Below are 26369 nucleotides of genomic sequence, written 5' to 3'. Positions count from 1 at the left end.
TCAGCCGAATGACGTATGCGGCTGTCGTCCAACACCGGGTCCTGTTTGCTGCTTTCAAGTTTCGTGCCATGGGCGAACCTGCCGGCCTCCCGGCGGCGCGCGTTCGTTGCATGGAGTGTCCCTTGCGCATGACCCCCAGTTGGGGCGCCAGCCCCGCTGAACGATCAGGACTTACCCTGAACCAAGGGGCAGTCAGGCCGCGTGCTGCCACACCAGCGTGGCGGCGGTCAGGTCTTCGAGCGCGCTGCCGACGGCCTTGAAGACGGTGCGTTCCTCGCTGCCCATGCGGGCGGGGCGTTGCCCGCGGCACAACTCAGCGAGCGTGCCCTGCACCTCTGGCGCGCGCAGGGTGCCGGCCGCGATCGCATCGAGCAGGTCGCCCGATTTCTGCAAGGCCTCGTTCGTGTCGATGAAGGTGCGTGCGCCCGCGAAGCACTGCACATCGGCCTCGCGCATCGCGGGGGTGAAGCTGCCGATCAGGTCGAGGTGCGAGCCCGGCGCGAGCCACTCGCCGCGCACCAGCGGCGCGGTGGCCAGCGTGGCGCAGCTGACGATGTCGGCACTGCGCACGGCGGCTTCCAGATCGACCGCAGCCCGCGCGTTCCAGCCCTCGGCGCGCAGTTGCGCGGCCAGGGCTTCGGCGCCTTCGGGGCGGTGGTTCCACACCGTCACTTCGTCGATGGGCCGCACGCTCGCATGCGCGGCCGGCAGCATGCGCGCGATGCGGCCGGTGCCCAGCACCAGCAGGCGGCGCGCATCCTTGCGCGCGAGGAACGAGGCGCCGAGCGCCGAAGCCGCGGCGGTGCGGCGCGCGGTGATCTCGTTGCCATCCATCATCGCCAGCGGCACGCCGGTGCGCGCGTCGTACAGCACATAGGTCGCATGCAGCCCGGGCAGGCCGCGCGCGCTGTTGCCGGGAAAGATGTTGATGGTCTTGATGCCGAGAAATCCGGCGTCGCTCCAGGCCGGCATGATGAGCACGGTGCCTTTGTCCGCGCCCGCCGTCTCGATGCTGTGCACATGGCGCGGCGGCACCTGCGCCTCGGCCGCGAAGGCCGCGCGCAATGCGGGCACGAGCTTGTCGAAACCCAATGGCGCGCGGGTGGCGGCTTCGTCGAAGTGCTTCATGGGGTCGGTGAACGCATCGCGGCATCGAAGAAATCCGTCAACGCCCGCTGGTAGGTGGCGCCGAATCGCGGCGCGGACATCGGCTCGAGGTGGCCGGCGCCCGGCACCTCGATGAGCCGCTTGGGCGCGCGCGCATCGGTCAGCAGCCGTTGCGAATGCGCGTGGGGGATCACGCCATCGGCCGTGCCGTGGATCAGCAGCAGCGGAATCGGCGAGATGGCGGCCACGTACTTCGACGCCGCATAGTCATCGCTCACCAGCAGGCCCGCGCCCGAGAGCTTGTCGTTCGCGATCGACGCGTACGAATAGAAGGTCGACTCGATGGCCGCCGCCTTCACGCCGGCCCGGTTGCCCGAACCGACGGCCGCGATCGCGTTGGTGCCGCCCAGGCTCTGCCCGAAGACGAAGAGGCGCTGCGGGTCGACATCGCCGCGCGAGCGCACGTAGTTCAGCGCGGCGCTGGAGTCCTCGAACACGCCCTTGGGCTCCGGCTTGCCTTCGGACTCGCCGTAGCCGCGGTAGTCGAACACGAACACGTTGTAGTCCTGCTTCGGCAGCCAGGCCACGAAGCGCCAGTGCGTCGACATGTTCTGCGCATTGCCGTGGAAATGAACCACGGTGCCCTTGGCGTTCTTTGGGTTCTGCCGACCCACCGCAGGAATGAACCATCCGGTGAGGCGCGTGCCGTCGGCGCTTTGGAACTGCACGCTCTCGTAGCGCAGGCCGAGCGCATCGGGCGTTTCATAGCGCACGCGGTCGGGGTAATAGAACATCGACTGGACGCAGCCGGACAGGAAGAGCGGCACGGCGCACAACGCGAGCTTCCACCATCGGCGGATCGGGGCTGTCATGGCTGGCCTGCGGCCCGGCGGTTTTCCGCGAGCATGTTGCAGAAGAGGGCGCCTTGCTCGATCGCATCGTCGAGCGCGATGTGCGTGTGCGGCAGCGGGTCGAACCAGCGCTTGGGCATCGCGCGCTTGGTGCTGTCGCGGTAGTCGAGCTTGAGCATCGCCATCGCGAACGACTTGACGTCGAGCGCCGAGTGGCTGAACGGGCTCTCGCCCGCAAAACGCATCAGGTACCAGTAGACGAACAGGAAGTCGAAGCCCGCCGGATAGGCCACGAACACCGGCCGCGCGGGCAAGCCCTTGAGCCAGGCCACGTAGTTCTTCATGGCGCGCGCCGGGTTCTGCAGGTCGGTGCGGCACGCGGCCCAGGCCTCGGGCTGAGTCTTCCACCACGCGGCGGTCTTGGGGTCGGCCTCCGCGCCGGGCAGGGTTTCGAGGTTGGCACTGAAGGTGGAGACGAGTTGCTTGTCGGCCGTGTAGGCGGCTGAGCCGAAGCTGAGCATCGAGTTCGGGCCGGGGATGGGGCCGTCGGATTCGACGTCGGTGCTGATGTAGAGCTCGGTCATGGATGGCGTGAACAAGAGCAGGCGCTAGATGACCGCGGCTCGCGTCACCGAGGAGAGATGCGCGTCCGGCGATCCTTGAAGCATGGCAACCAGGCTGTTTCGGCCTGCTTCGAGATCGTCGGCACTCTCGATGTAGGCCAGCTCGGAGGGCAAGAGCAGCTTGATCACCAGCAACCGCACCCTGCCGTGCTCCAGGTCGAAGCCGGAAGGCAAGGCATCGGTGGGGAAGCCGATGATGACGCCCACCTGCCCCTTCTCGTTCTGAAAGTGAGCGGGAACGCTCCCGACGGAGACGACCGTCGAAAGGGTCTTGTATTTCTGCAGCAGCTCGTCCACCTTGCCGTGGTTCGCAATGAGCTGACTGACCTGGAAGACCATGTCGAAGAGCCAGCTGTGATGCGGTGTTTCGAAGAGTTCGGGCGCCTCCGCACAGACCTCGACGCGAAAGCCGAGGGGAATCCCTTCGTCTTCGAAAGGGTCCGACAAGCCATCGCTGACCAGGATCGTCGAGGCCGGGCGACGGACGACGCGCCACGACTGCCGCAGCGATGGCCACTTCGGACCGCCCATGAACGTCGGGTTCATCAGGGGCGCGAGAACGTCCGTGTCGAGCGCGCCGAGTCGAGACAGGACGGCGGCCCTGGCGTCGCATCCCTGTTCCAGCTGGCGCTGCATCTCGGGATCGGGCTGGAAATCCGGCACTTCGTCCTCCTGGGCCGAGTCAGCCGCTACAGGGTTGGAGTGGTCCGAGGGCGCTCCCTGATCCGACGACTGCGTCGGGGATTTCTTTCCGAGGATTCGATCTAGCCAGTTCATTGATTTCCTTCAATCACGGTGGGTGGTTTCTGTTGTGGCCGCGAGGCGATTTCTGTCCACTCACGACCAGGTAGAACGATCAATCGATGCCGAGAATCGATGGAACCGATCGTTCGAGTTCTTCGATCAACTCGGGGTCCATGTATTTGTACTCGTCCGGGATGTCGAGCACATGGATCGGCTTGCCTTCCAGCATCCGCGTGAACTCGGCCACCAGCCGCGACTTGTGTTTTTCTTCCATCACGAGGATGACGTCGGCCCATTCGATGTCGTGGACGGAGACTCGGTGCCGCGCATTCGGGCTGGTGCCGGCAGAGCGTGCCGCGATCTGCGGGTGCCGGCGCCAGAGTTGCTCGGCAGTGGGGCTGCGCCACTGGTTGCGGCTGCAGATGAAGAGGACGTTGCGCATGAATCAGGCAGTGGCGTTGGGCAATTGGAAGACGTGGAGGTCTTGCCAGAGGCCGGATGAGTTCTCGATGAGTGCGACTTCGGTGCAAGTCGCGTGCAAAGCGCCGGATGAGCGCAGCCGCGCCTGCAGTTCGATGGCCGCTTCCTCCGCATGGAATGCGTCGCCATGTGCGACCGAGAGGTGCGGAATGACGTCGGCATGCGCGCCGCCATAAGGCTGGAAATCGGGAAAGGCTTCCACCAGCGCCAGCGTCATGCCGATGAAAGGCGCGGCCGGCTCGGGCGCGAGGTACGCGGTCTCGGGAAAGCGGCCGACCCTGCCGAGGGAGAACGCGAACGACGGCGTGCGTTGCAGCACGCGTTGCACGTGATCGATCACTTCTTGCGTGATGAGCGCCGGGTCCATGAACGGAACCAGCAGCGTGATGTGCGCGGGCACGCCGAGCGCGACAGTCGCGTCGTAGCGATGGCGCAAATCTCCGACAAGCGGCTCGGCGGCGGGAACCTTCACGGCGAATGCGGAGATGGGCATCGGCGCGGAGGATAGCTCAGGCCTCGGCGAGGCGACTCCATTCGACGCCATGTTTCGCAAGGTACTTGCGGAGGCGGTCGGCATCGTTCACCACGCTGCGTTGCTCGCGTGATGCCTGGAAGAGTTGGCGTCCCGCATCGGAGAGGCTGCGCGCTTGCCTGCACACCCGCACCACCGCTTCAAGCTGCAGCCGATCGAACAGATCGAGCGCAGCCGCGCGCTCTTCACCCAGCAACGCATCCAGATCCACATCGCCACCGGCCGCCGCTGCCGGCGCGCCGCGTTTCCACAACCACCGCAGCCGAGCGATTTCCGCCTCGACGAGCGCCACCGGAATCCGCCCGCCATCCGCCAGCGTCGCGAGCCGCGTCACGCTCGCCGAGAGGTCGCGGAAGTTGCCGCTCCAGATCGCCTCGCCGCTTTGCGCAAACCGCAGGTAGGCCGTGCGTGCCTCGGCGTTGAATCGCACCACGCGATGGTTCTCGGCCGCATGGATGGCAAGCAGGTGATCCACGTTCGGCTCGATGTCTTCGGGCCGCTGCGCGAGGCCGGGCAGGTCATACGTCCAGAGGTTGATCCGTGCGAACAGGTCTTCGCGAAACAGCCCCTCCGCCACATCGCTGCGGAGATCCCGGTTGGTGCCGGCGATCAGCTGGAAGTCGCTTTCCACTTCCTTGTCGGCGCCTACGGGAAAGAAACGCTTCTCCTCGATGGCCTTGAGCAGCATCGCCTGCTCGTCAGGTCCGAGCTCGCCGATTTCATCGAGGAACAACGCGCCCTGGTTCGCGGTGCGCAGCAGCCCCGGCCGATCGCTCGCGGCCCCGGTGAAAGAACCCTTCTTGTGGCCGAACAAGGTGGAAGCCGCACCGTCGCCGCGCAGCGTGGCGCAGTTCACTTCCACGAACGGCCCCGTCATCTGGTGCCGCGCCTGCTTCAGCTCGAACATGCGCCGCGCCAGGAACGACTTGCCCGCGCCCGTCGGCCCGACCAGCAATATCGGCGCGCGCGAGCGCACGGCCACGCGCTCGATCTCGTCGATCAGCGCGTTGAAGCGTGCGTTGCGCGTGGCGATGCCGCTCTTGAGGAACGCGACCGCATCGCGCTGCTCCGCGTCGAAGCGCCGCGCGATCACGTCGTAGCGCGAGAGGTCCAGGTCGATCAGCGTGCATTTGCCCGCCTCGCCCTCGCGCTGCTTCTTCGGCGGCGAGGTCTGCGCGAGCACACCGGGCACCACGCGCGATTCCGACAGCAGGAACATGCAGATCTGCGCGACGTGCGTGCCGGTGGTGATGTGCGTCCAGTACTGCTCGCGCTCGGTGTTGAAGGTGTAGGCACGCGCCCAGTCGTACAGGCGCGTGTAGACCTCGCCGAAGTCCCACGGGTCTGCGAGGTCGAGCGGCACGAGGTTGACGGTGGTCTCGGGCGACACGGCCTGGATGTCGGCCTTCACGACTTCGGCCAGCGCCTTGTGCCTGAGCGTGTAGAGCAACTCCATGCGCGAGACGACCATGTCCTCGTGCTGCGCGAGCGAGACGGTGGGGCGCCACTTGTTCCAGCGGCCCGCGCCCTGGCCGGCATCGAGCTGGGTGCCGAGGAAGCCGATGACGACGATGGGTTTCTTCATTGATCTGGATAAAAGGCTATCCAAAATTATAAGAACAGCCAATAAAGACCGGATGAATTTTCTGTTCTGAAAGCCTTTGAGTGGAAAAAACTCAATCAAATCAAAGACTTGAATGATTTATCCGATCGGCTAGCCCGAGCTGGCACACCCGTTGCAATAAGGGATCACACATTCAAGAAATCGAACGAACAAAAAGAATCCCACAAGGAGAAGTCACATGGCCAACCTTCAACTCTTCCAAACCCGCCGCGGCGCACTGCAGCCCTCGGCCGATGCGCTCAACGAAGCGGGTGGCGTGGCTTACGCGCTGTCGCCCAAGCACCAGCTGGCGCAACTCGCCGCGACCGGCTGCCTGAGCAACACCTTCTATGCACAAGCGCAGGACCAGCTCGACGCCGTGCTGGCCCTGGCCCGCGAAGTCGATCCGGTGTTCGTCGCCAAGACGGCCGTGTACGCACGCCGCGCCGGCCATATGAAGGACATGCCCGCGCTGCTCGCTGCAACGCTGGCGGTGCGCGACGTGTCGCTGCTCGCCAAGGTTTTCGGCCGCGTGGTGGACAACGGCAAGATGCTGCGCAACTTCGTGCAGATGCTGCGTTCGGGTGCCGTGGGCCGCAAGTCGCTCGGTACGCGTCCGAAGAAGCTCGTGCAGCAATGGCTGCTTCAAGCGTCCGAGGCGCAACTGCTGAATGCCGCGGTGGGCAACACGCCTTTGCTGGCCGACGTGGTGAAGATGGTTCACCCCAAGCCCGCCGAAGCCTGGCGCGCCGCGTGGTTCGCATGGCTGATCGATCGTCCGTATGCGCTGGAGGCACTGCCTCCGGTCACGCAGGCCTTCGAACGCTTCAAGCGCGACCGTTCGCTCGAGGTGCCTGATGTGCCGTTCCAGATGCTGACCGCGCTGGAGCTGGATACGCAGGCCTGGGCGCGGATCGCGCAGCGTGGATCGTGGCAGATGGTGCGTCAGAACCTGAACACCTTTGCGCGCCACGGCGTGTTCGAACTGCCGGGCCTCGCCGAGGCGGTGGCCGCCAAGCTGCGTGACCCGCAGGCCGTGGCCAAGGCACGTGTGCTGCCGTACCAGCTGATGGCGGCCTTTACCGCAACCGGTGCCGAGGTGCCGCACGTGGTGAAGGAAGCGCTGCAGGACGCGATGGAACTCGCGCTGGCCAACGTGCCGGTGTTCGAGGGCCGCGTGGTGGTGTGCCCCGACGTGTCGGGCTCGATGAGCTCGCCGGTGACGGGTCACCGCGGTTCTGCGACCTCGGCGGTGCGCTGCATCGACGTGGCCGCGCTGGTGGCTGCCGCCGTGCTGCGCCGCAATGCGGATGCGCGTGTGCTGCCCTTCGAGACGAAGGTGGTGTCGCTCAAGCTGAATCCGCGCGATTCGGTGATGACCAACGCGGCCAAGCTGGCGGCGGTGGGTGGCGGCGGTACCTCGTGCAGCGCGCCGCTGGCGTTGCTGAACAAGGAGAAGGCCAAGGCCGATCTGGTGGTGCTGGTGTCGGACAACGAATCGTGGGCCGACCGTGCACGTGGCCGCGGCACCGCGACCATGCAGGAATGGGCAGCATTCAAGGAACGCAACCCGAAGGCGCGGCTGGTGTGCATCGACATCCAGCCCTATGCGACCACCCAGGCGCAGGAGCGTGAGGATGTGCTGAACATCGGCGGCTTCAGCGACGAGGTGTTCAAGCTGCTGGCGGTGTATGCCGCGGGTGGCCTGGGTGCCGACCACTGGGTGGGTGTGATCGAAGAGACTTCGATCTGAGAGAGAAGCGAGAGAGTGCCGTGGGCTTTGGCCTGCGGTGCCCGATCCGAAAAAATTGAACGTCGTCGTTCGGCGAATGCAGGTGTGACTACATCACCAATCCGATGTCGCACCGTCTGTTTGTCGCCGAACGGGGATGAAAGTTGTTGTGCGAATGCAGGCAGGACTACATCTGGTTTGACCAGGGTTCGACTCCCGGCGCCGGTTCTCCGGCGTGGTCTACGTCTTGCCATCCTTGTCGCACCGTTTTTTGCAGCGAATGCTGACGGAACTACAGACTCTTAATCTCGTGGTCGCGGGTTCGAATCCCGTCGGTCGAAAGACCGTAGCTCAGTGGTAGAGCACGACGTTTCGTCGATTCTTGTCGCTGCTTTTTTTGTTTCGAGGTGAATGCAGATGGGTTTACAGGATAGAGCGTCATGGCCTCGGCCATGAAGGTCCCGGGTTCAATCCCCGGTCTGTTTCGGCAGATAGCTCAGTACACAACCCGTCGCTCCTCGTCACCTCTTTTTTGTGTTTTGGGCCGCCGTGTCCGCCAGTCAGTCAGATAAAGAATAGAGAGAGAAAAATGGAACAGAACTACAAACTGCACGAAGTACCCAACGGCGTCCCCGTGAAGATGTGGACCAACGGCGTGCCCGTAGAAGACGAAGCGCGAAAGCAGCTCGAGAACGCCGCGCGCCTGCCCATCGTGTTCAAGCACATCGCGGCCATGCCCGACGTGCACTACGGCATCGGTGCGACCGTGGGTTCGGTGATCCCGACCTTCAAGGCCATCATCCCCGCCGCCGTCGGCGTGGACATCGGCTGCGGAATGATGGCTTGCAAGACCACGCTCAACGCACGCGACCTGCCCGACAACCTGGGCCCGCTGCGTTCAGCGATCGAGAAGGCCGTGCCGCACGGATCGAACCCCAAGCGCATGGGTCGCGACAAGGGCTCGTGGGAAACGCCGCCCGACGAAACCGACGCCGCCTGGGCCAAGCTGGTGGATGAGTTCGATGCAATCTGCGAGGACTACCCGCGCATCAAGAACACGAACAACCACAAGCACCTGGGAACGCTAGGGACCGGCAACCACTTCATCGAGGTGTGCCTCGACGAAGCGGGCGCGGTGTGGTTCATGCTGCACTCGGGTTCGCGCGGCGTGGGTAACGCCATCGGCACGCACTTCATCGAACTCGCGAAGAAGGACGCGGAGCTGCACCAGCGCAACCTGCCCGACCAGGACCTGGCGTACTTCGAGGAAGGCGCACAGTACTTCGGCGACTACGTGCGCGCGGTGGGCTGGGCCCAGAAGTTCGCGCGTGCGAACCGCGAAGTGATGATGCAGCGCGTGATCGCGGCCGCGCGCAAGGTCATCACCAAGCCTTTCGAGGCGCATGTGGAAGCGGTGAACTGCCACCACAACTACGTGAGCCGCGAGACGCACTTCGGGGAAGACGTGCTCGTGACCCGCAAGGGCGCGGTGAGCGCCAAGCTTGGCGAACTCGGGATCATCCCCGGCAGCATGGGAGCCAAGAGCTACATCGTGCGCGGAAAGGGCAACCCCGAGAGCTTCATGAGCTGCAGCCACGGCGCCGGTCGAAAGATGAGCCGTACGAAGGCGAAGAAGCTCTTCACCGTCGCCGACCAGATCGCCGCGACCGAAGGCGTGGAATGCCGCAAGGACGCCGACGTGATCGACGAGATCCCGATGGCCTACAAGGACATCGATGCGGTGATGGAGGCGCAGAAAGACCTGGTGGAGGTGGTTTACACGCTCAAGCAGGTGGTTTGCGTGAAAGGGTAAGAAGCCGTCCATCGAGGCCGGCACGAGAGGGCCAAGATGAGGATCGACGAAAGATGCATTCGGCAAACTGAAGCGGAGATGGCGCGCTTGAAGAAGTCCTTGAACGAGGCTTCCGAAAAGCGCGGCCGTTCTCCGTCGGCGCGGGTCGCATGGAAGGCTGCCGCGGAAGACTTTCGTCGCTATGAGAGCCCCGTGTTCGCGTTGTGGAGCAACGAGGCGCGGGACGGGATTCTGCAAGGCAAGGGCGCATGGCGCGAAGGCGCAATGCTCTACCTCGCGTTGAGTCCGCGGTTCCTCCGGTCCGGCTACTTGCGAGATCGGTTGTGCCACCTGCTCAAGCGGTGCGAGTTGTCCGGAAATGAGCGCGAAGAGCTGCGAGGGATATTGCTCGAGACCTTGGTTCGAAGGCCTTCGACGGGCCGATTTCGTCACGATTGCCAGCTTGCGGCGCGATGGGCCGACGACGCGTTCACTGCTCGCGTTCGCGAGCTGACGACGCGCAAGGATGGATGGACGCGCGGACGTGCGCAACGAATGCTGGATGTCATCGGGCAGAACAAAAAGCTGTGGAGCAACGAATCATGAAAGACCACATGCCGGGCCATGCGGAGATCAAGCTGTATGCGCTTGCGCTGAAGGACGAGGCCGAGGTCGTCGCACTGCGCGAAACGCTGCAGAGCGTCGGCTCGGGCTTCGAGTTCGCTGTCTATGGTGTCGCTGGCGATGTCGACAACGTCGGCGAAGCGCACCATCGCGCAGCGCTGCGCCTCTTGTGCGATGACATCGCAGCGTTCGCCGAGCGCTACCGGAAGGACGTGATCGCGCGCGATCCTTCGCTCGCCGCAAAGTTGACCACCAGCCTTGCGTTCGATGTCGACGCCGCGCACGCGACACCGCTCGATGCGTCGGCGGTGATTGCTGCCGAAAGCTTCGCGCCGTTGCACCGCGTCGTGTACACACGCGATCTCGCGGAGGTCTCGTGGTTCGAATGGTTTTGCCAGGCCTTCGGCGATCCGCCGTACACGCTGCATGTTGCCGACGAAGCCGAGCGGGCAGAGCTGTTCCCGCGCTTCTGCCGATGCACGGGACTGCTGCCGGACGAGGACATCGTCGTCTTCGACTGGGTCGGCGATCCGGAGCGCGAACCCGAACGCAGCACATGGAGCGATTACTTCGACGCCGGCAAGGAGTGGTGGGGCATCTGGTGCTTTACCGTGTGGAACCCGCGCCGACGCACATTGGCCGTCGCGATGGCAAGCCAGACAGACTGACAACGACAAACAGCAACAACAACGAGATTTCGAATCATGCAGAAAGAAGACCAGAAGGAGTTCCTGCGCTCCGCCCACCCGATCGACCCCGCCATGCGCGAGGAGATCATGGCCAACCTGCGCGCCATCGAAGAGCGCCACGACGTCACCGTCCTCTTCGCCTGCGAATCCGGCAGCCGCGGCTGGGGCTTTGCCTCGCCCGACAGCGACTACGACGTGCGCTTCATCTACGTGAACCGCCTGCCGTGGTACCTCACGGTGACGCCGCGCCGCGATGTGATCGAAGTGCCGATCAGTGGCGACCTGGACATCAACGGCTGGGACCTGCGCAAGGCGCTGGGCCTGATGCGCGAGTCGAACCCCACGCTGCTCGAATGGCTGCGCTCGCCCATCGTGTACCGCGACGACGCGCTGGCGATGCCGCGTTTCCGCGCGCTGTCGGAAGCGGTGTTTTCCAACGCGCGCGCGTGGCACCACTACACCTCGATGGCGAAGAAGAACTTTCGCGAGCACCTGCAGGCCGAAGAGGTGCGCTACAAGAAGTACCTCTACGTGCTGCGTCCGCTGTTGGCCGCGCGCTGGATCCGCACGCAGCCCGGTGTGCCGCCGATGCGCTTCGCCGACCTAGCGCAGTACACGCTGGATGCGGTGCGCGATGCCGCACTCATCGACGAGATCAACGCGCTGCTCGACGTGAAGATGCGCGCCGGCGAAGCCGCGACCAGCCCGCGCTGGCCCGGCATCCACGCGTTCATCGAAGCCGAGCTGGCCGCCAACGCGGCCGAGCCGATCACGGCGCTGCCGCAGACCGAGGGCGCGGGGCTCGATGCTTTTCTTTGCGAGACCGTGCTGCGCTTCGACAACGAAGCCGCAGCGGACGGTGCTCACGCGACGACGGAGGTCGTATGATGTTCGTGAGCGGCTATGTGGGTCCTTCCTTCTCTCATCCTACGAATCTAGGGTCTGCGCTTTCCGCTCTCTTTTTCTTCAAGCGCCGCGCCTTCGCGCAGCCGCTTTCGGGGCGCGCAGCATGAACGGCCCGCTCTACCTGCGCCGTCGTTCCCGCGTGCTGGCCCAGCCTGGCAATGCCACGCTGCCGCCGGCCCACTTGGCCACGCTGTACAAGGAACTGGAGCCGCTGGGCTTCACGCTGTCTCCGGCTCTCGATGCCTGCTTGAGCACGTGGGAAGCGAAGCCCTTCGAGGCTTTCTACAAGTCGCTGCTGAAAAGCGTGCGCGAGCTCAAGGGCGCGCACCATGTGTGGCGCCCGCTCTACCCGAACTTTCCCGATGAGGTGGTGCAGGCCTGCGCGGCGGACCTGTTCCTCAATGCGGTGCGGCACTACGCCAGCTTCGGCCAATGGCGTCCCGACGAGAAGGCCGACCGCAGCGTCGGAGCGGCGGAAGCCGCGCGCCGCGTGAACCTGCGCACCATAGACCTGGGCACGCAGGAAGACTTCCTGAACATCTTCGTGCAGCTGGCCGGCGCGCGCAGCTCGCTGTCGCAGCAGGACAAGGACGACGCCGACTGGTTCGTGCGCCAGTACGGCGGCAAGGTCTACGGCTGGATGCCCGAGCAGTTCGTGTCGAAGGAAAACCTCGCCGTGCTCGGCGGTTCGCTGCTGCGCGCGGAAGAACCGGGCGCGCAGGCGTTCATGGAAACCCACGTCAAGACCGCGACTGACGTGCTGCGGCTGGCCGTGGCATGGAGCAAGGGCGATGTGTCGCTGGCGGTGCCGTCAAAGTTCGCGCCGATGAAGCGCCCGATGCGCCGCTGGCTCATGGCGATGCTCGATCGCTGCGGTAGCGTGGCCGAAGACATGGCCCGTCGTCCCGAGGTGTTCAAGCGCCTGGGCGAGGTGCTGCATCCGGGCGAGTACGCAAAGCGCTTTCCGGCTGCGTGTGCGTCGTTCGATGCGGTGCGCAAGGGCGAGCGGCCGAAGGGCTTCAATCACCATCTGGAGCGCCATCTCGGCGAGCGCGCGGTCGACGAGGCTCTGGCGCTGCTGCCGACACGACCCGGCGACTTCGCACGCCGGCTCGACCACGTGCTGCGCGTGGCGCCGCAACCGCAAGAGGTTCTGGCGACGTTCGGAACCGTGGCCGAGAAGGCCTCGACGGCCGTGCTGCTGCAGGCGATGGTGCACTTTCGCAACCGCAATGATCGTCGCGAGCCCGGCGAGCCGAGCGCGCTGCGCAGCTTCTTTCCTAAGGGCGAGACGGCGAACGTCTTCGTCGCCAAAGACCAGCGCGTACCGCTGCTGCAAGACGTGGCCGAGCAGGCCGCCGCGCTTTGCGAAGAAGCGCTGCTGCGCCGTTTCGCGGCATTGCCATCGCTGGGCCGCTGCCATGTCGATCCCATGCTGCGCAACTACCTCGTGCCGTTCTCGCAGCGTTCGGCCTCGAAGGCGTTGCGCACCCTGGTGCGCGGCAGCCGCCTGCCGATGCCCGATGCGGCCATCGTGCGCCTCTTCCTCTGGTGGAAGAACGGACGCTCGCGCACCGACATCGACCTGTCGGCTGCGCTCTACGACGCGAATTTCAAGTACGTCAATGTGCTGGCGTACTACAACCTGCGCGACTACGGCGGTGTGCACAGCGGCGACATCGTGGATGCGCCCGAAGGCGCTGCGGAGTTCATCGACCTCGATGTGCAGAAGCTGCGCGAGAAGGGCGTGCGCTACGTGGTGAGCTCCATCAACAGCTACACCACGCAGGCTTTCTGCGATCTGCCCGAATGCTTTGCCGGATGGATGGCGCGCGAGGCCGCGGGCTCGCGAGAAATCTTCGAACCGTCGACGGTGATCGACAAGGTCGACATCGCGAGCGACACCACGATCTGCCTGCCGACGATCTTCGACCTCGAGGCGCGCGAACTGATCTGGGCCGACATCGCGTTGCGCAAGCACCCGTCGTGGAACAACCTCGAGAACAACCTGTCGGGCGTGTCGCTGATGCTGCGGTCGCTGGTGGGGCTGGTCAAGCCCGACCTGTACACGCTGTTCATGCTGCACGCGTGGGCGCGTGGGCAACTGGTCGAGACGGCGGGAGAGGCCGACACGGTGTTCGGCGTGCAAGAGGGCATTACGCCCTTCGACCTGGACCGCATACGCGCCGACTTCATGTAGCGGGCGCCTTTCAAGAACAACAAGATGACGATGACGAACCCAGAAGAAAAAACGATCGAACTCGACGGCTCACAAGGCGAAGGCGGCGGCCAGATCCTGCGCACCAGCCTCGCTCTGTCGGTGGCGACGGGCCAACCCCTGGCCATCGAGAGGATCCGCGCGGGTCGCGCCAAGCCCGGCCTGATGCGCCAGCACCTCGCGTGCGTGAAGGCCGCGGCCGAGATCAGCGGTGCGCAGGTCGAAGGCGCGGAGCTTGGCTCACAGTCGCTGCGCTTCGTGCCTGGCCCGGTGCGCGCGGGCGACTACCGCTTTGCGATCGCCAGCGCGGGCAGCTGCATGCTGGTGTTGCAGACCGTGCTGCCGCCGCTGCTGCTGGCCGGTGCACCAAGCACCGTGCACCTGAGCGGCGGCACGCACAACCCGATGGCGCCTCCGTTCCATTTCCTGGAGCGTGCGTTCGTGCCGCTGGTGCGACGCCTCGGCGCCGACTTGCAACTGACACTGCGCCGCTGCGGTTTCTATCCGGCCGGTGGAGGTGAGGTCGAGGCGACCATCGTGCCGGCTGTGGGCGCGCTGCAGCCCTTCGAACTGATGGCGCGCGGTACGCAGCAGTCGGCCCATGCGGAATGCCTGGCACCGGGCCTGCCGCGCCATGTACCGACGCGCGAGCTCGACACGCTGGGCGGCGCGATGGGCTGGTCCGGCGAGCAACTGCGCTTCGGCACGGCGCGCCAGAACGAGGGCCCGGGCAACGCGCTGATCGCCACGCTGGCCTATGAACATGTCACCGAGGTGTTCACTGCGTTCGGCGAGAAGACGCTCAGCGCCGAGCAGGTAGCGCATGGCCTCGTCAAGGAGCTGCGTGCGTTCCAGAAGAGCGAAGCGGCCGTTGGTCCGCACCTGGCCGACCAGCTCGCGCTGCTGCTGGCGCTGGCCACATGGCAGAGCCGCAAGCCGGCTGCGTTCACCTGCAGCGAGGTGACGGAGCACACGCGCACCAACTGCGCGGTGATCGAGCGCTTCCTGCCGGTGCACTTCGCGATCGCCGAGAGCCGCACTGCCTCGACGGTGCAGGTCTCGTCGGCCTGATGAAAGAAGAAGAAAGACGCCCGCTCGCTCAGGCGAGCGGCGTCGCGTTGGCGTACAGGCGCAGCAGCATCGCGCGCAGCATCTTTACCTCGGCCGCGCTGAAGTCCGAGGTCGCCACCGCTTCGTAGTGCTGCGCGAGCGGGATCAGCTCGCAGGTCAGCGCCAATCCGCGCTCCGTCAGATTGATGCGCACCGCGCGCTTGTCGGTGTCGCACTTCTCGCGTGCCATCAATTCATGCACTACCAGCCGGTCGACGATGCGTGACAGCGCCGACAGGTCGGTGGAGGCGTGCGTCGCCAGTTCCGACAGCGTCTGCCGTGGCGTGTGCTGCAGCGATGCGCACACGCGCCACTCGCTCAGGCTGAGCCCGTAGGGTTTCAACGCCTTCGCAAAGGCGTTGCCCATGCGGGCGCCAGCGCGTGCAAGAAGGAACGGAATGGCCTTTTCGAGGTCGTGATCGGGGTGTAGGGTTTTCATCTAGACGTGCTTGATTATTCAAGTATATAGTCCGCCGCAATTACTTGAATAATCAAGCAAAAACGGAGACAAGCATGAATCTGAAACCCACGCGCCGAAGCGCCATCGCGGTGATGCTTTCTCTTCTGTCGGCGGCGCCGCTGGCGCATGCACAGAGCGCCGCCGCCAAGTGGCCGGCGCAGGCGGTGCGTTTCGTGGTGCCATTCCCCGCGGGATCGGCGCCCGACGTGCTGATCCGCCATGTGGGCGCCAAGCTCGGCGAGAAGTGGGGGCAGGGCGTGATCGTCGACAACAAGCCCGGCGGCAGCGGCGTGATCGGCATGAACGCGATCCTCGCGGCGCAGAACGACGGCTACACCTTCGGCTTCGTGCAGGGCTCGGCCATCTCCGTCGCGCCGAGCACGATCAAGGGCGTGAGCTACGACTTCAACCGCGACTTCGTGCCCGTCACGCTCGCGGCCGTCGCGCCCTTCATGCTGGCGGTGCCGGCGAACTCGCCCTACAAGACGTTGGCCGATTTCATCGCCGCCGCGCGCGCCAAGCCGCAGGGCATCGAGGTGGCCGACAACGGCCGCGGCACCGCGCCGCACCTGGCTTCGGCATTGCTCGGCCTGCAGTCCGGCGCGCAGTTCCTCGAAGTGCACTACCCCGGCGGCGCGCAGGCGATGCAGGCCACGCTGGGCGGCCAGACACAGATGATGGTCGAGACCTACAACGTGGTCGCTGGCAACGTGCAGGGCGGGCGCATGCGCGTGCTGGCCAGCATGGGTGATCGCGTCGAGGCCGGACTGGAATCGTTCCCCCTCGCGAGCAAGACGGTTCCGGGTGCAGTGGCGCACGGCTGGTTCGCGGTGATCGCGAAGAAGGGCGTCGACCCGCTCGTGCTCGCGAAGCTCAACAAGGACATGAACGAGGCGCTGCTGCTGCCCGACGTGATCGCCAAGTCGCGCGAACTCGGCACGTATCCGCGTCCCGGCACCCCCGAACAACTGGCGCGCTACATCGCCGACGACCGCAAGACCTGGCAGGACGTGCTGGACAAACTGAACATCAAACCGGAGTAACCACCCCATGAAGAACAAGATCGCTCTGGAAGAGCATTTCGCGATCGACCTCACGATCGCCGACTCGCAGGTCTATGCCCGCCCCGAAGTGTGGCAGGGCCTGAAGAGCAACCTGCTCGACTTCGAGCAGCAGCGTCTCGCGCAGATGGACGAGTGGGGCACAGAGTTCTCGATCCTCTCGCTCAACTCGCCCGCGGTGCAGGGCATTCCCGACGCGAAGCGCGCCATTGAAGTGGCGCAGCGCGCCAACGACGTGTTGGCCGAGCAGATCAAGCGTCACCCTACACGCTTCGGCGGATTCGCCGCGCTGCCGATGCAAGACCCCGAGGCCGCCGCGCGCGAACTGGAGCGCTGCGTGAACCAGTTGGGCTTTCACGGCTTCCTGGTCAACGGCTTCTCGCAGGTCGGCGACGAGAACACCGTCGTCTACTACGACGACGCGCGCTTCAACGATTTCTGGACCGCCGCCGCCGCGCTGAAGAAGCCCTTCTACATGCACCCGCGCGATCCGCTGCTGGCCCGCGAACCGATCTACGACGGCGCGCACTGGCTCACAGGCCCCACCTGGGCCTTCGCGATGGAAACGGCCATCCATGCGCTGCGCCTGATGTCCAGCGGCATGTTCGACCGCCATCCCGCGCTGCAGATGATCCTCGGCCACTTCGGCGAGGGCATTCCGTTCAACATCTGGCGCGTCGACCACATCCTGCGCAAGGGCCGCCGCGGCATGCCCTGCGACAAGGAAATCGGCGAGTACCTGCGCAGCAACGTGCACATCACCACCAGCGGCAACTTCCGCACGCCAACGCTGCTGTCGACGATGCTCGAGGTCGGATCGGACCGCATCATGTATTCGGTCGACTACCCGTTCGAAAAGCACGAGGACGCGGCCCGCTGGTTCGATAAGTGCGAGATCAGCGAGAACGACCGCCAGAAGATCGGCCGCGACAACGCCCGCAAGCTTTTCGGCTTGAAGTGAGATGAGTACGCAGAAAGACACCCGCCCCGTGCTCGTCGCCGGAGGCGGCATCGGCGGCCTGGCCGCAGCGCTGGCCCTGGTGCGCGAGGGCTACCGCGTGAAGGTGATCGAGCAGGCCGGGCAGATCGGCGAGATCGGCGCGGGCATCCAGCTGAGCCCCAACGCCTTCGCAGCGTGCGATGCGCTCGGCGTCGGCGAGCATCTGCGCGCCAAGGCCGTCTACACCGAAGAGATGGTGATGTTCGACGCCATCGACGCGAAGCGCGTGGCGAGCATCTCGCTCTCGGACAAATTCCGCGCGCGCTTCGGCAATCCCTATGCGGTGATCCACCGCGCCGACATCCACGGCGCGTTGCTCGAAGGCGTGAAGGCGACCACCGACGGCATCGAGTTCCTCACCTCGACCAAGGTCGTGCACATCGAGCAGGACGACCACGGCGTGACGCTCATCGACGCGCAGGGCGGCCGGCATGAAGGTCAGGCCTTGATCGGCTGCGACGGCGTGCGCTCGGCGGTGCGCCAGCAGTACGTGGGCGACGGCATCCGCGTGTCGGGCCACGTGGTGTTCCGCGCGGTGGTCGACACGGCCGATTTCCCCGAGGCGCTGCGCTTCACCGCGCCCTGCATCTGGGTCGGCCCCAATTGCCACCTGGTGCACTACCCGCTCAAGGGCGGCGACAAGTTCAACATCGCCGTCACCTTCCACAGCGACCAGCCCGAGGAATGGGGCTCGATGGACGGCGACCCGGCCGAGGTGCAGCGCTACTTCCGCCCGACCTGCGAGCAGGTGCAGCAGCTGCTGCGAATTCCTAAGGCGTGGAAGCGCTATTCGACAGCCGACCGCAATCCGATCGAGCAATGGACCTTCGGCCGCGCGACGCTGCTGGGCGATGCCGCGCACCCGATGGTGCAGTACCTCGCGCAGGGCGCCTGCACGGCCTGCGAGGACGCGGTGACGCTGGGCCTCGCGCTGCGCCGCGAAGGCGGCGACTGGCCGCGAGCGCTCGCGCTGTACGAGCGCTCGCGTGTCGCACGCACCGCGCGCGTGGTGCTGTCGGCGCGCGAGATGGGCCGCATCTATCACGCCAAGGGCGTCGAGCGCCTGGTGCGCAACAGCATGTGGAATGGTCGCCCGCAGGAGCGCTTCTACGACGCGCTCGAATGGCTCTACGGCTGGACGGCCGCCACCTGCCTCGACGAGGCGACGGCGTGAAAGCATTCCCCGATTCGCTCGAAGCGAGCGCGGGCGGCGCAGGCGGCGGAAGTGCCACGGCCGCCATCGACATCCCCGCACTGATCGACAGCCACCCCGTCAGCAGCTTCCAGAAATGGATCCTGCTGCTGGTCGGCTGCGCGGTCGTGATGGACGGCTTCGACGTGCAGGCCATGGGCTTCGTCGCGCCAGCCATCGTGCGCGCCTGGGGCATCGACAAGGCCGCGCTCGGCCCGGTGTTCGGCGCGGGTCTCTTCGGCATGCTGGTCGGCTCGCTGGTGCTCAGCATCTGCGCCGACCGCATCGGCCGCCGCCCCGTGCTGCTGGGCGCCACGGTGTTCTTTGCGTTGTGCATGCTCGCCACGGCCTTCGTGCACACGCTGAACCAGCTGCTCGTGATGCGCTTCATCACCGGCATCGGCCTGGGCGGCATCATGGCCAACGCAAGTGCGCTGGCGAGCGAGTACAGCCCGTTGCACCGCCGCGTCACGCTGATGATGTGGGTGTCGTGCGGCTTCACCGGCGGCGCGGTGCTGGGCGGGCTGATCTCGGCGGTGCTCATTCCACTGGGCGGCTGGCAGGCGGTGTTCGTGTTCGGGGGCATCGTGCCGCTGGTCATTGCCGCGCTGATGTGGCGCTACATGCCCGAGTCGATGCAGTTCCTGGTGCTGCGCGAGCGCAAGCTCGACCGCGTGCACGGCTGGCTGCAACGCATCGCGCCCGAAGTGCGCATCGGCCCCGGCACGCGCTACGTGGTGCATGAAGCCAAGCAGGACGGCGCCCCTGTGGCCGAGCTTTTCCGCGCGGGGCGCGGCCCGGCCACGCTGCTCCTGTGGGGCATCAACTTCATGAACCTGCTGAACCTGTTCTTCCTCGCGAACTGGCTGCCCACCATCGCGACCGAAGCGGGCTACAGCGGCGGCACGGCCGTGCTGGTCGGCACGCTCTTGCAGGTGGGTGGCGTGGTCGGCACGGTGGCCATGGGGCCGCTGATCGACCGCATCGGCTTCTACCGCGTGCTGGTGCCCATCTTCGCGGTCGCGGTGCTCACCATCGGCGTCATCGGCCAGCCGGCGTTGCCGCTGGCGCTGCTGCTCGCGGTGGTGACGGTGAGCGGCTTCTGCGTGGTGGGAGCGCAGCCCGCGCTCATCGCGCTGGCCTCGAGCGTGTACCCGACGACGGTGCGCGCCACGGGCATGGGCTGGAGCCTGGGCATCGGCCGCGCGGGCTCCATCGTGGGGCCGGTGCTGGCGGGCTGGCTGATCGGGCTGCACTGGACGAACAGTGCGCTCTTCATCGCAGCGGCCGTGCCGGCGCTGCTTTCTTGTGTGATGGTGCTCTGCATGGGGCGATTGAAATTCACGGGCGCCACCGCGCGCCCAGGAGAAACCGCATGACGACGACTTCCTTCCGGGGCTGGACCCTGACCGCCCGCGTGCTGATGGCCGTGCTCTTCCTGGTTGCGGGCGTGCGCAAGCTCATGACCTACGGCGCGACGCTCGGCTACTTCGCCAAGCTGGGCATTCCGCTGGGTGACGTGGTGCTGCCGCTGACCATCGCGCTGGAGATCGGCGGCGGCCTGCTGCTGATCGCCGGCTGGCGCCTGCAATGGGTGGCGAGCGCGCTGGCCCTGTTCACGCTGGCCACAGCCTTCACCGCGCACGCCTTCTGGTCCGCCGATGCGGCGCAGTTCTCGGGGCAGCTCAACAACTTCCTCAAGAACGTGGCGATGGCGGGCGGCTTCCTGCTGTTGATCGTCCAGGCCACCGGCGGCGAGCGGAAGACCGCGGGCAGCTGAGCCGGGGCCGGGTGGAAAACTCCTTTCCACCCGCACGGTTGAACGACCCGCAAGGCGGGTAGACACTCGCCCGCACCTTTTACTGAAAGATCGAGCGATGCCTGTCCAATCCTTCGTCTACAACAGCGTTCCCCAGCGCGTGGTCTTCGGTGCGGGGTCGCTGCAGCACCTGGCACGCGAGATCGATGCGCTCGGCGCGCGGCGTGCGCTGGTGCTCTCCACACCCGAACAGCGCCCGCAGGCCGAACGCATCGCCGACATGCTGGGCGCACACGCGGCCGGCGTGTTCGACCGGGCCGTGATGCATGTGCCCATCGAGACTGCGCGCGAAGCGCGGGAGGTGGCGCAACGCCTGGGCGCCGACTGCGCCGTGGCCATCGGCGGCGGCTCGACCACGGGCCTGGGCAAGGCCATCGCGCTCGACTCGGGCCTGCCGATCCTCGCGATCCCGACCACCTACGCAGGCTCCGAGATGACGCCGATCTACGGCATCACCGAGGCCGGCATGAAGAAGACCGGCAAGGACTTCAAGGTGCTGCCGCGCACTGTGATCTACGACCCCGAGCTCTCGCTGACCCTGCCCGTTGGAATGAGCGTGACGAGCGGCATCAACGCCATCGCGCACGCAGCCGAAGGGCTCTACGCCACCGATGCGAACCCGATCATGGACCTGATGGCCCAGGAAGGCATCGCCGCGCTGGGCCGCGCACTGCCCGCGATCCGCGCCTCGGCACAGGATGCGGGCGCGCGCAGCGATGCGCTCTATGGCGCATGGTTGTGCGGCACCGTGCTGGGCAACGTCGGCATGGCGCTGCACCACAAGCTGTGCCACACGCTGGGCGGCAGCTTCAACCTGCCGCATGCGGAGACGCACACCATCGTGCTGCCGCACGCGCTCGCCTACAACGCGGCAGCGGCGCCCGAAGCCATGGCGCGCATCGCGAAGGCGCTGGGGGGAAGCAATGCGGCGCAGGCGGTGTTCGACCTCGCGCGCGACAACGGCGCGCCGGTCGCATTGCGCGACATCGGCATGAAGGAATCGGATCTCGACGTCGCCTGCGCGCATGCGCTCACGAACCAGTACCCCAATCCGCGTCCGCTGGAGCGCGATGCGATCCGTGCCTTGCTGCAGAACGCGTGGGAAGGTGTGCGGCCCTGAGCAGCTGTTTCCTGGCGCCCGGCTTGCATCAAAAAACCGGCTCCCGCTTTCGCAAGGGCCGGCCTGGATGTGAGAGCCCGCCGAAGCAGGCGGGTGCTGCGAACCGCTTACAGCGGCAGTGCATCGCCACGGGCGGCAGCGCGGGCGGCTGCGCGCACCGCGGCACGGTCGACGGTGCTGGCGACGATCGGGGCCAAGCCCGAGGAAGCGCCTTCGGCGTACGGGTTGTCGCTGTGCGCGGCGGCAACGGCTTCGGCGCGGACCGCGGCGCGGCTGGTCGACGAAGCGATCACCTGGGCCGGGCCCGAATTGGCGCCATCGGCGTAGGGGTTGTCGCTGCGCGCGGCCGCCACGGCTTCGGCGCGCACGTCGGCGCGGCTGGCCTGCGAGGTGATGGAGTGCACGCCTTCGTAGGTTTCGGCGTGCGCGCCTGCTGCGCCGAGCATGGCGAGAGCGACGGCGGAGATGGAGAGGAGTTGCTTGGTGTTCATGAGGAGGGTCCTTTTGGCTGACTGTGTGGTCGGCGGACATTCGTCGTTGCCACGGGATGCAGTGTGAAACCGCATCGTGGTTCGCGCTGTGCGTTTGCGCACCGCTTTCGTCAACTACAAGGGCAGGGTCGCGGGTTGCAGATACAGCACTTCAAGCGGCTCGGAACGACCTCGCACGGTGAGCGCTTCGGGCGCACCCATCGCGTCCGCAACACCGGCCTGCTGTGCCGCGAACAGCGAGACGACAAGGCGCGATGCGGCCGTCTTCGAATGGTCCTGCAGGCGGCTCGCGGTGTTCACCACTTCGCCGATCGCGGTGAAGGTGGTGGTCTCCAGGTAACCCACCTCGCCGACCGCCGCGCGCCCCGCATGCAGGCCCATGCCGAACTCCAGGCGCTGGCCGAACTGCGCCTCGAAGCCTTCGCTCCACGCGTCCATGCGCTGGGCGATCAGCGTGGTCGCGTGCAGTGCCTGCCGGCATGCGGTAGGCAGGTCGGTCTCGAGCCCGAAGATCGCCATCACGCTGTCGCCGATGAACTGGTTGGGCACGCCGCCGCTCTCGCGCACAGCCGCGCCGACAGTGGCGAAGTAGCGGTCGAGCACATAGGCGAGGTCGAAGGGCCACTGCCGCTCCGACAGACCCGACCAGCGCCTGAGGTCGACGAAAAGAATGGCCACGTCGCGCTCGCGCCCGAAGCTGCCGACCGGCGCGGGCCGGCCCTCGTTGGGCAGCGGCGCGAACAGCGGCGTGACCTCGATGTCGCCGTGCGGGCGCAGCTGGCAGGCCAGCCGCACGTCGGCCGGCGCGCGCACGCGTTCGAGCGTGCGCTGTTCGTCGCGACCCGGCTCGCCGACGTGTTCGGGCGCGCCGACCACGCGCACGCGGCAGGTGGAGCAGCGCGCGCGTCCACCGCAGATCGACACGTGCGCGATGCCGTGCGAGCGGCTCGCCTCCAGCACGCTCCAGCCGCGCGGCACCTGCACCGTGCGGTCGGGGTAGCGCAGCGCGATGGATGGCTGGCGCGACAGGCGCGCAAACCAGTTGCGCCCCCAGCGCGCCGAGAGCAGCGCGAGCAGCGCCAGCACATAGAGCCACTTGAGGCTCTGCTCGGCTCCGTCCAGCGCCTGCCCTTGCGCGGGCGTCGGCACCGGCACGGTCGGCACGCCGGTCCACTGGAACTCGCGCCCGATCGAGATGAACCCCATTGCCGCCGTGAGTGGCAGCACCACCGCGATGGCCAGCAGCAGGTACGAAAAGCGCCGGTACACGGGCTGCGCCCGCAGCGCGAAGTGCAGGCCGAGGCAGCCGTGGCTCCAGGCCGCGAGCATCAGGCTGAACTGCGCGGCCGCGCCCGGCAGGCTCCAGAGACCCCAGACCACGCGCACATAGGAGCCCTCGATCCCGTAGGCCTCGTAGGCGCCGCGTATGGCCGTCAGATGGGTGGCGATGAGCAGTGGCAGCGCAAAGCCCAGCAGCACACGCAGGGCCTCCAGCGGCGGCATGCGCAAGGTGCGCCGCTCCCACAGGGCGACGACGGCCAGCGCCAGGTGCGTGAAGGCCGCGCCATAGAGCAGCACCGTGCCCGGCAGGCTGTGCCAGAACCGCTGCGCCACGCGCAGCACGCTCTCGGCGAGGTCGAAGGAATAGATGCCCAGCGAATGGTTCAGCAGGTGAAGCGTCACGTAGCCCATCAGCACCAGCCCGCTCGCCCAGCGGAGATTGCGCCGTGTGGGCGGTCTCAGCGAAAAGGGGGAGGAAGGGGGTGGCGGGGAACGTCTGTCCATGAACGGGTTCGAAGCGGCACCCGAGCATAATGCGCGCGCCCCCACCGACCGGCATGGCCACACCCCAACCTACCCCCCGCTCCAGCCTCGCGCTGCGCCAGATCGCGCTGCTCGAAGGCCTCTCCGACCAGCGCCTGGACCTGCTCGCCCAGCAGTGCCTGTGGCACAGCGTGGAGGCGGGCAAGCCGCTGCTCCTGCGCGCCGAGCAGCAGGGCGAGGTGTTCCTGCTGGTCTCGGGCCGGGTGCGGGTGACGACCTATTCGGCCAACGGCCGGCAGGTCACCTTCCGCGATGCCGAGGCCGGCCAGTACTTCGGCGACATCGCCGCCATCGACGGCGGCCCGCGCTCCGCCGACGTGGTGACGCTGGAGCCCAGCGTGGTCGCCAGCCTCGACCGCTCCGCCTTCATGGCCCTCTTGCGCGATGAGCCGCTGGTGGCCGAGCGGGTGATGCAGCGGCTGGCCTCGCTGGTGCGCCAGCTCTCCGAACGCGTGATCGACCTGAGCACGCTCGGCGTGCAGAACCGGCTGCATGCCGAGCTGCTGCGGCTTGCGCGTGCCGCCGGCGTCGAGGGCAACGAGGCCCGGCTGGAGCCGGCCCCCAAGCATGCGGCGCTGGCCAGCCAGATCAGCACCAACCGCGAGCAGGTGACCCGCGAGCTCAATGTGCTGGTGCGCAGCGGCGTGCTGCGCAAGGACGGCAAGGCCTTGCTGGTGGCCGATGCCGCCCGCCTCGAATCGATGGTCTCGCAGGTGCGAGGCGATTGAGGCGGAGCTTCCGGATCAGTTCCAGCGTCCGTTCGTCCCGCCGACACTGAAGCGTCCCGCACCCAGCAGCACCACGGTCAGCGCGCCGAACAGGTACAGGCCCTGCAGTTCCAGCGCCCAGCCGCCTTGCTTGCCCAGCGCGAACAGGTCGGCCATGTGCACGAGGCCGAAGGCCACCAGCATGTTGATGACGACCACGCCGGCGGCGGCGCGCGTCCAGAAGCCGGCGAGCATCAGCAGCGGCGCCACGATCTCGCCCACGTACACGAGGTAGGCCAGCCCGCCCGGCAGGCCCGCCTTGGCCAGCATGCCGCCGATGAAGCCCACGCCGGCCGAGAGCTTGAAGATGCCGTGCAGCAGCACGAGCACGCCGATGGTCACGCGCAGCAGCAGCTTGCCGGCATCGTCCAAGGCGGCGGGTGAGGGGGATGCGAGCGACGACGATGCGATCGGCGCACGCGAGGTGTTGGCGGTTGCGGTGTTCATGGCAGATCCTTGGAGCTTGAAAAAGGAAGGGTCCGCCACGGAGTGCGGCGGTTGCGGTTCCAGTGTGCGGAGCTGCCGGAAAGCGGGATGTGCGTTTACGCACATCTTTTGCTGAAAGGCCGGGTCAGTGGGCGCCGAAGTGGCTGGTCCACTTGCGCTCATAGTCCATTTTCTGGAAATGAGCGGCCATGAAATCGATGAAGCTGCGCACCTTCGCCGACAGGTGCTTGCGGCTCGGGTAGGCCAGGTTGATCGTCAGGTGCGGCAGGTCCCAGTCGTCCAGCGTGGGCACCAGGCGGCCGGCCACGATGTCTTCATAGACGATGTAGGTCGGCTGCACCAGGATGCCCATGCCGTCGAGCGCGGCGGCGCGCAGCACCTGGCCGTCGTTCGATTCGAGCAGGCCTGCCACCGACACCGTGTGCGTCTCGCCCTTGCGGGTGAAGCGCAGCTCGTTCGGGTTGTTGGCGTGGGTGTAGATCAGCAGCTTGTGCTGCTTCAGGTCGTCCAGCGTCTTCGGAAAACCGTGCTGCGCAAAGTAGCGCGGCGACGCCGCGAGGACGCGCCGCGTCTCGCCCAGCCGGCGGATCGTGACGTTCGAATCGGGTTCGAACTCGCGCGTGCGGATCGCCACGTCGATGTTGTTGTCGATCAGGTCGAAGTAGCGGTTGGCCGCTTCCACATGCACCGTCACGCCCGGGTAGCGCTGCGTGTAGTCGCGCAGCAGCGGCGCGATGTGGTGGATCGAGAACGAGAGCGAGGCGGTGACGCGCAGCACGCCGGTCGGGTTGAGCGCGGTGGCGTTCACCGTCGACTCGGCATCGGCCAGGTCGGCCAGGATGGTCTTGGCGCGTGTGCAGAACTCGCGGCCGGTGTCGGTGAGGTACAGGCGCCGCGTGTTGCGCTCCACCAGCCGCGCGCCGAGCCGGGCTTCGAGCGCGCTCAGGTGGCGGCTCGCGGCGGCGTTCGAGAGGCCCAGCGCCTCGGCCGCGCGGCTCAGGCTGCCGGCATCGGCGATCTGCACGAGCAGGGCGATTTCGGTCCAGCGGTCCATGGCGGGTGTGTGTCTCCGAGGGGCTTGTTGTCTTGTGTCGCTCGATCCGGGGGATCGACCGTGGGGCCCAAGCGTTACCGAGCCGGCGATTCTATGGGGGCTGTTCAGCCCGGCGCGACGGCA

The 26369-nt window shown here is 66.6% G+C and carries 26 protein-coding genes; 14 read left to right on the top strand and 12 right to left on the bottom strand.

The window, feature by feature from the left end; genetic code table 11:
• Positions 1-192 precede the first annotated feature (192 nt).
• The 7 genes from GNX71_RS27720 to rtcR all read right to left on the bottom strand — a co-directional run bounded on the left by GNX71_RS27720 (position 193) and on the right by rtcR (position 5922).
• Positions 193-1128: an ornithine cyclodeaminase family protein gene (locus GNX71_RS27720; RefSeq protein ID WP_206175388.1), complete on the bottom strand. Its 936-nt coding sequence runs from the start codon at positions 1126-1128 to the stop codon at positions 193-195.
• The gene (locus tag GNX71_RS27715; RefSeq protein WP_206175387.1) at positions 1125-1979 is read right to left on the bottom strand and encodes an alpha/beta hydrolase; all 855 of its coding nucleotides are present in this window, start codon (positions 1977-1979) and stop codon (positions 1125-1127) included. Before GNX71_RS27715 ends, GNX71_RS27720 begins: the two co-directional genes overlap by 4 nt.
• Positions 1976-2557: an exonuclease gene (locus GNX71_RS27710; protein WP_241027070.1), complete on the bottom strand. Its 582-nt coding sequence runs from the start codon at positions 2555-2557 to the stop codon at positions 1976-1978. Before GNX71_RS27710 ends, GNX71_RS27715 begins: the two co-directional genes overlap by 4 nt.
• Before the next feature lie 9 nt (positions 2558-2566).
• Positions 2567-3358, bottom strand: coding sequence for a hypothetical protein (locus GNX71_RS27705; RefSeq protein ID WP_206175385.1), 792 nt, complete (start codon positions 3356-3358; stop codon positions 2567-2569).
• 79 nt (positions 3359-3437) lie between these two features.
• On the bottom strand, positions 3438-3767 hold the full coding sequence (locus GNX71_RS27700; protein ID WP_206175384.1) for a phosphotyrosine protein phosphatase: 330 nt from the start codon (positions 3765-3767) through the stop codon (positions 3438-3440).
• A 3-nt stretch (positions 3768-3770) separates the two neighbouring features.
• On the bottom strand, positions 3771-4298 hold the full coding sequence (locus tag GNX71_RS27695; RefSeq protein WP_206175383.1) for a 2'-5' RNA ligase family protein: 528 nt from the start codon (positions 4296-4298) through the stop codon (positions 3771-3773).
• A gap of 16 nt (positions 4299-4314) precedes the next feature.
• A complete protein-coding gene (gene rtcR, locus GNX71_RS27690; protein ID WP_206175382.1) occupies positions 4315-5922 on the bottom strand; it encodes an RNA repair transcriptional activator RtcR in 1608 nt (535 codons plus the stop codon).
• Between the two features lie 217 nt (positions 5923-6139).
• On the opposite strand from rtcR, the gene GNX71_RS27685 reads away from it, so the two are divergent.
• The 7 genes from GNX71_RS27685 (at position 6140) to rtcA (ending at position 14972) form a co-directional block, all read left to right on the top strand.
• Complete coding sequence (locus GNX71_RS27685; protein WP_206175381.1) at positions 6140-7693, top strand: RNA-binding protein; 1554 nt, start codon at positions 6140-6142, stop codon at positions 7691-7693.
• 568 nt (positions 7694-8261) lie between these two features.
• Positions 8262-9485, top strand: coding sequence for an RtcB family protein (locus tag GNX71_RS27680; RefSeq protein WP_206175380.1), 1224 nt, complete (start codon positions 8262-8264; stop codon positions 9483-9485).
• Positions 9486-9521: 36 nt separating this feature from the next.
• Positions 9522-10070 carry a hypothetical protein gene (locus tag GNX71_RS27675; protein WP_206175379.1) on the top strand — a complete coding sequence of 183 codons (549 nt, stop codon included), beginning with the start codon at positions 9522-9524 and terminating at the stop codon, positions 10068-10070.
• Positions 10067-10756: a hypothetical protein gene (locus GNX71_RS27670; RefSeq protein WP_206175378.1), complete on the top strand. Its 690-nt coding sequence runs from the start codon at positions 10067-10069 to the stop codon at positions 10754-10756. The genes GNX71_RS27675 and GNX71_RS27670 overlap by 4 nt, the downstream gene beginning before the upstream one ends.
• Before the next feature lie 36 nt (positions 10757-10792).
• Positions 10793-11665 (top strand): nucleotidyltransferase domain-containing protein, encoded by an 873-nt coding sequence (locus tag GNX71_RS27665; RefSeq protein ID WP_206175377.1) that lies wholly within the window; start codon positions 10793-10795, stop codon positions 11663-11665.
• A gap of 121 nt (positions 11666-11786) precedes the next feature.
• A complete protein-coding gene (locus GNX71_RS27660) occupies positions 11787-13883 on the top strand; it encodes a TerD family protein (RefSeq protein WP_206175376.1) in 2097 nt (698 codons plus the stop codon).
• Between the two features lie 30 nt (positions 13884-13913).
• Positions 13914-14972, top strand: coding sequence for an RNA 3'-terminal phosphate cyclase (gene rtcA / locus GNX71_RS27655; protein WP_206175375.1), 1059 nt, complete (start codon positions 13914-13916; stop codon positions 14970-14972).
• A gap of 28 nt (positions 14973-15000) precedes the next feature.
• On the opposite strand, the gene GNX71_RS27650 is transcribed toward rtcA, so the two are convergent.
• Positions 15001-15450: a MarR family transcriptional regulator gene (locus GNX71_RS27650; protein ID WP_206175374.1), complete on the bottom strand. Its 450-nt coding sequence runs from the start codon at positions 15448-15450 to the stop codon at positions 15001-15003.
• A 74-nt stretch (positions 15451-15524) separates the two neighbouring features.
• Between GNX71_RS27650 and GNX71_RS27645 the strand changes: the two genes are divergently transcribed.
• The 6 genes from GNX71_RS27645 (at position 15525) to GNX71_RS27620 (ending at position 21663) form a co-directional block, all read left to right on the top strand.
• Positions 15525-16514 (top strand): tripartite tricarboxylate transporter substrate binding protein, encoded by a 990-nt coding sequence (locus GNX71_RS27645; RefSeq protein WP_206175373.1) that lies wholly within the window; start codon positions 15525-15527, stop codon positions 16512-16514.
• A 7-nt stretch (positions 16515-16521) separates the two neighbouring features.
• The gene (locus GNX71_RS27640; RefSeq protein WP_206175372.1) at positions 16522-17493 is read left to right on the top strand and encodes an amidohydrolase family protein; all 972 of its coding nucleotides are present in this window, start codon (positions 16522-16524) and stop codon (positions 17491-17493) included.
• Position 17494: 1 nt separating this feature from the next.
• Positions 17495-18706 (top strand): 3-hydroxybenzoate 6-monooxygenase, encoded by a 1212-nt coding sequence (locus GNX71_RS27635; protein ID WP_206175371.1) that lies wholly within the window; start codon positions 17495-17497, stop codon positions 18704-18706.
• Positions 18703-20103 carry an MFS transporter gene (locus GNX71_RS27630; protein ID WP_241027069.1) on the top strand — a complete coding sequence of 467 codons (1401 nt, stop codon included), beginning with the start codon at positions 18703-18705 and terminating at the stop codon, positions 20101-20103. The genes GNX71_RS27635 and GNX71_RS27630 overlap by 4 nt, the downstream gene beginning before the upstream one ends.
• Positions 20100-20504 carry a DoxX family protein gene (locus GNX71_RS27625; protein WP_206175369.1) on the top strand — a complete coding sequence of 135 codons (405 nt, stop codon included), beginning with the start codon at positions 20100-20102 and terminating at the stop codon, positions 20502-20504. The genes GNX71_RS27630 and GNX71_RS27625 overlap by 4 nt, the downstream gene beginning before the upstream one ends.
• A gap of 97 nt (positions 20505-20601) precedes the next feature.
• Positions 20602-21663: a maleylacetate reductase gene (locus GNX71_RS27620; RefSeq protein WP_206175368.1), complete on the top strand. Its 1062-nt coding sequence runs from the start codon at positions 20602-20604 to the stop codon at positions 21661-21663.
• Positions 21664-21770: 107 nt separating this feature from the next.
• Here GNX71_RS27620 and GNX71_RS27615 read toward each other — a convergent pair whose 3' ends face one another.
• Together GNX71_RS27615 and GNX71_RS27610 are read right to left on the bottom strand one after the other, a co-directional pair.
• Positions 21771-22154, bottom strand: a complete 384-nt coding sequence (locus GNX71_RS27615; protein WP_206175367.1) for a helicase SNF2 — start codon at positions 22152-22154, stop codon at positions 21771-21773.
• 114 nt (positions 22155-22268) lie between these two features.
• Positions 22269-23939 (bottom strand): adenylate/guanylate cyclase domain-containing protein, encoded by a 1671-nt coding sequence (locus GNX71_RS27610; protein WP_206175366.1) that lies wholly within the window; start codon positions 23937-23939, stop codon positions 22269-22271.
• A gap of 29 nt (positions 23940-23968) precedes the next feature.
• Between GNX71_RS27610 and GNX71_RS27605 the strand changes: the two genes are divergently transcribed.
• A complete protein-coding gene (locus GNX71_RS27605) occupies positions 23969-24706 on the top strand; it encodes a Crp/Fnr family transcriptional regulator (protein WP_206175365.1) in 738 nt (245 codons plus the stop codon).
• Positions 24707-24721: 15 nt separating this feature from the next.
• On the opposite strand, the gene GNX71_RS27600 is transcribed toward GNX71_RS27605, so the two are convergent.
• The gene (locus GNX71_RS27600) at positions 24722-25192 is read right to left on the bottom strand and encodes a DoxX family protein (RefSeq protein ID WP_206175364.1); all 471 of its coding nucleotides are present in this window, start codon (positions 25190-25192) and stop codon (positions 24722-24724) included.
• A gap of 124 nt (positions 25193-25316) precedes the next feature.
• Positions 25317-26246 (bottom strand): LysR family transcriptional regulator, encoded by a 930-nt coding sequence (locus GNX71_RS27595; protein ID WP_206175363.1) that lies wholly within the window; start codon positions 26244-26246, stop codon positions 25317-25319.
• Positions 26247-26369: the final 123 nt, after the last annotated feature.

It is taken from the genome of Variovorax sp. RKNM96 (assembly GCF_017161115.1).
In the GTDB taxonomy this organism is placed as follows: Bacteria; Pseudomonadota; Gammaproteobacteria; order Burkholderiales; family Burkholderiaceae_C; genus Variovorax.
This window is presented reverse-complemented; position numbering and strand designations above follow the sequence as displayed.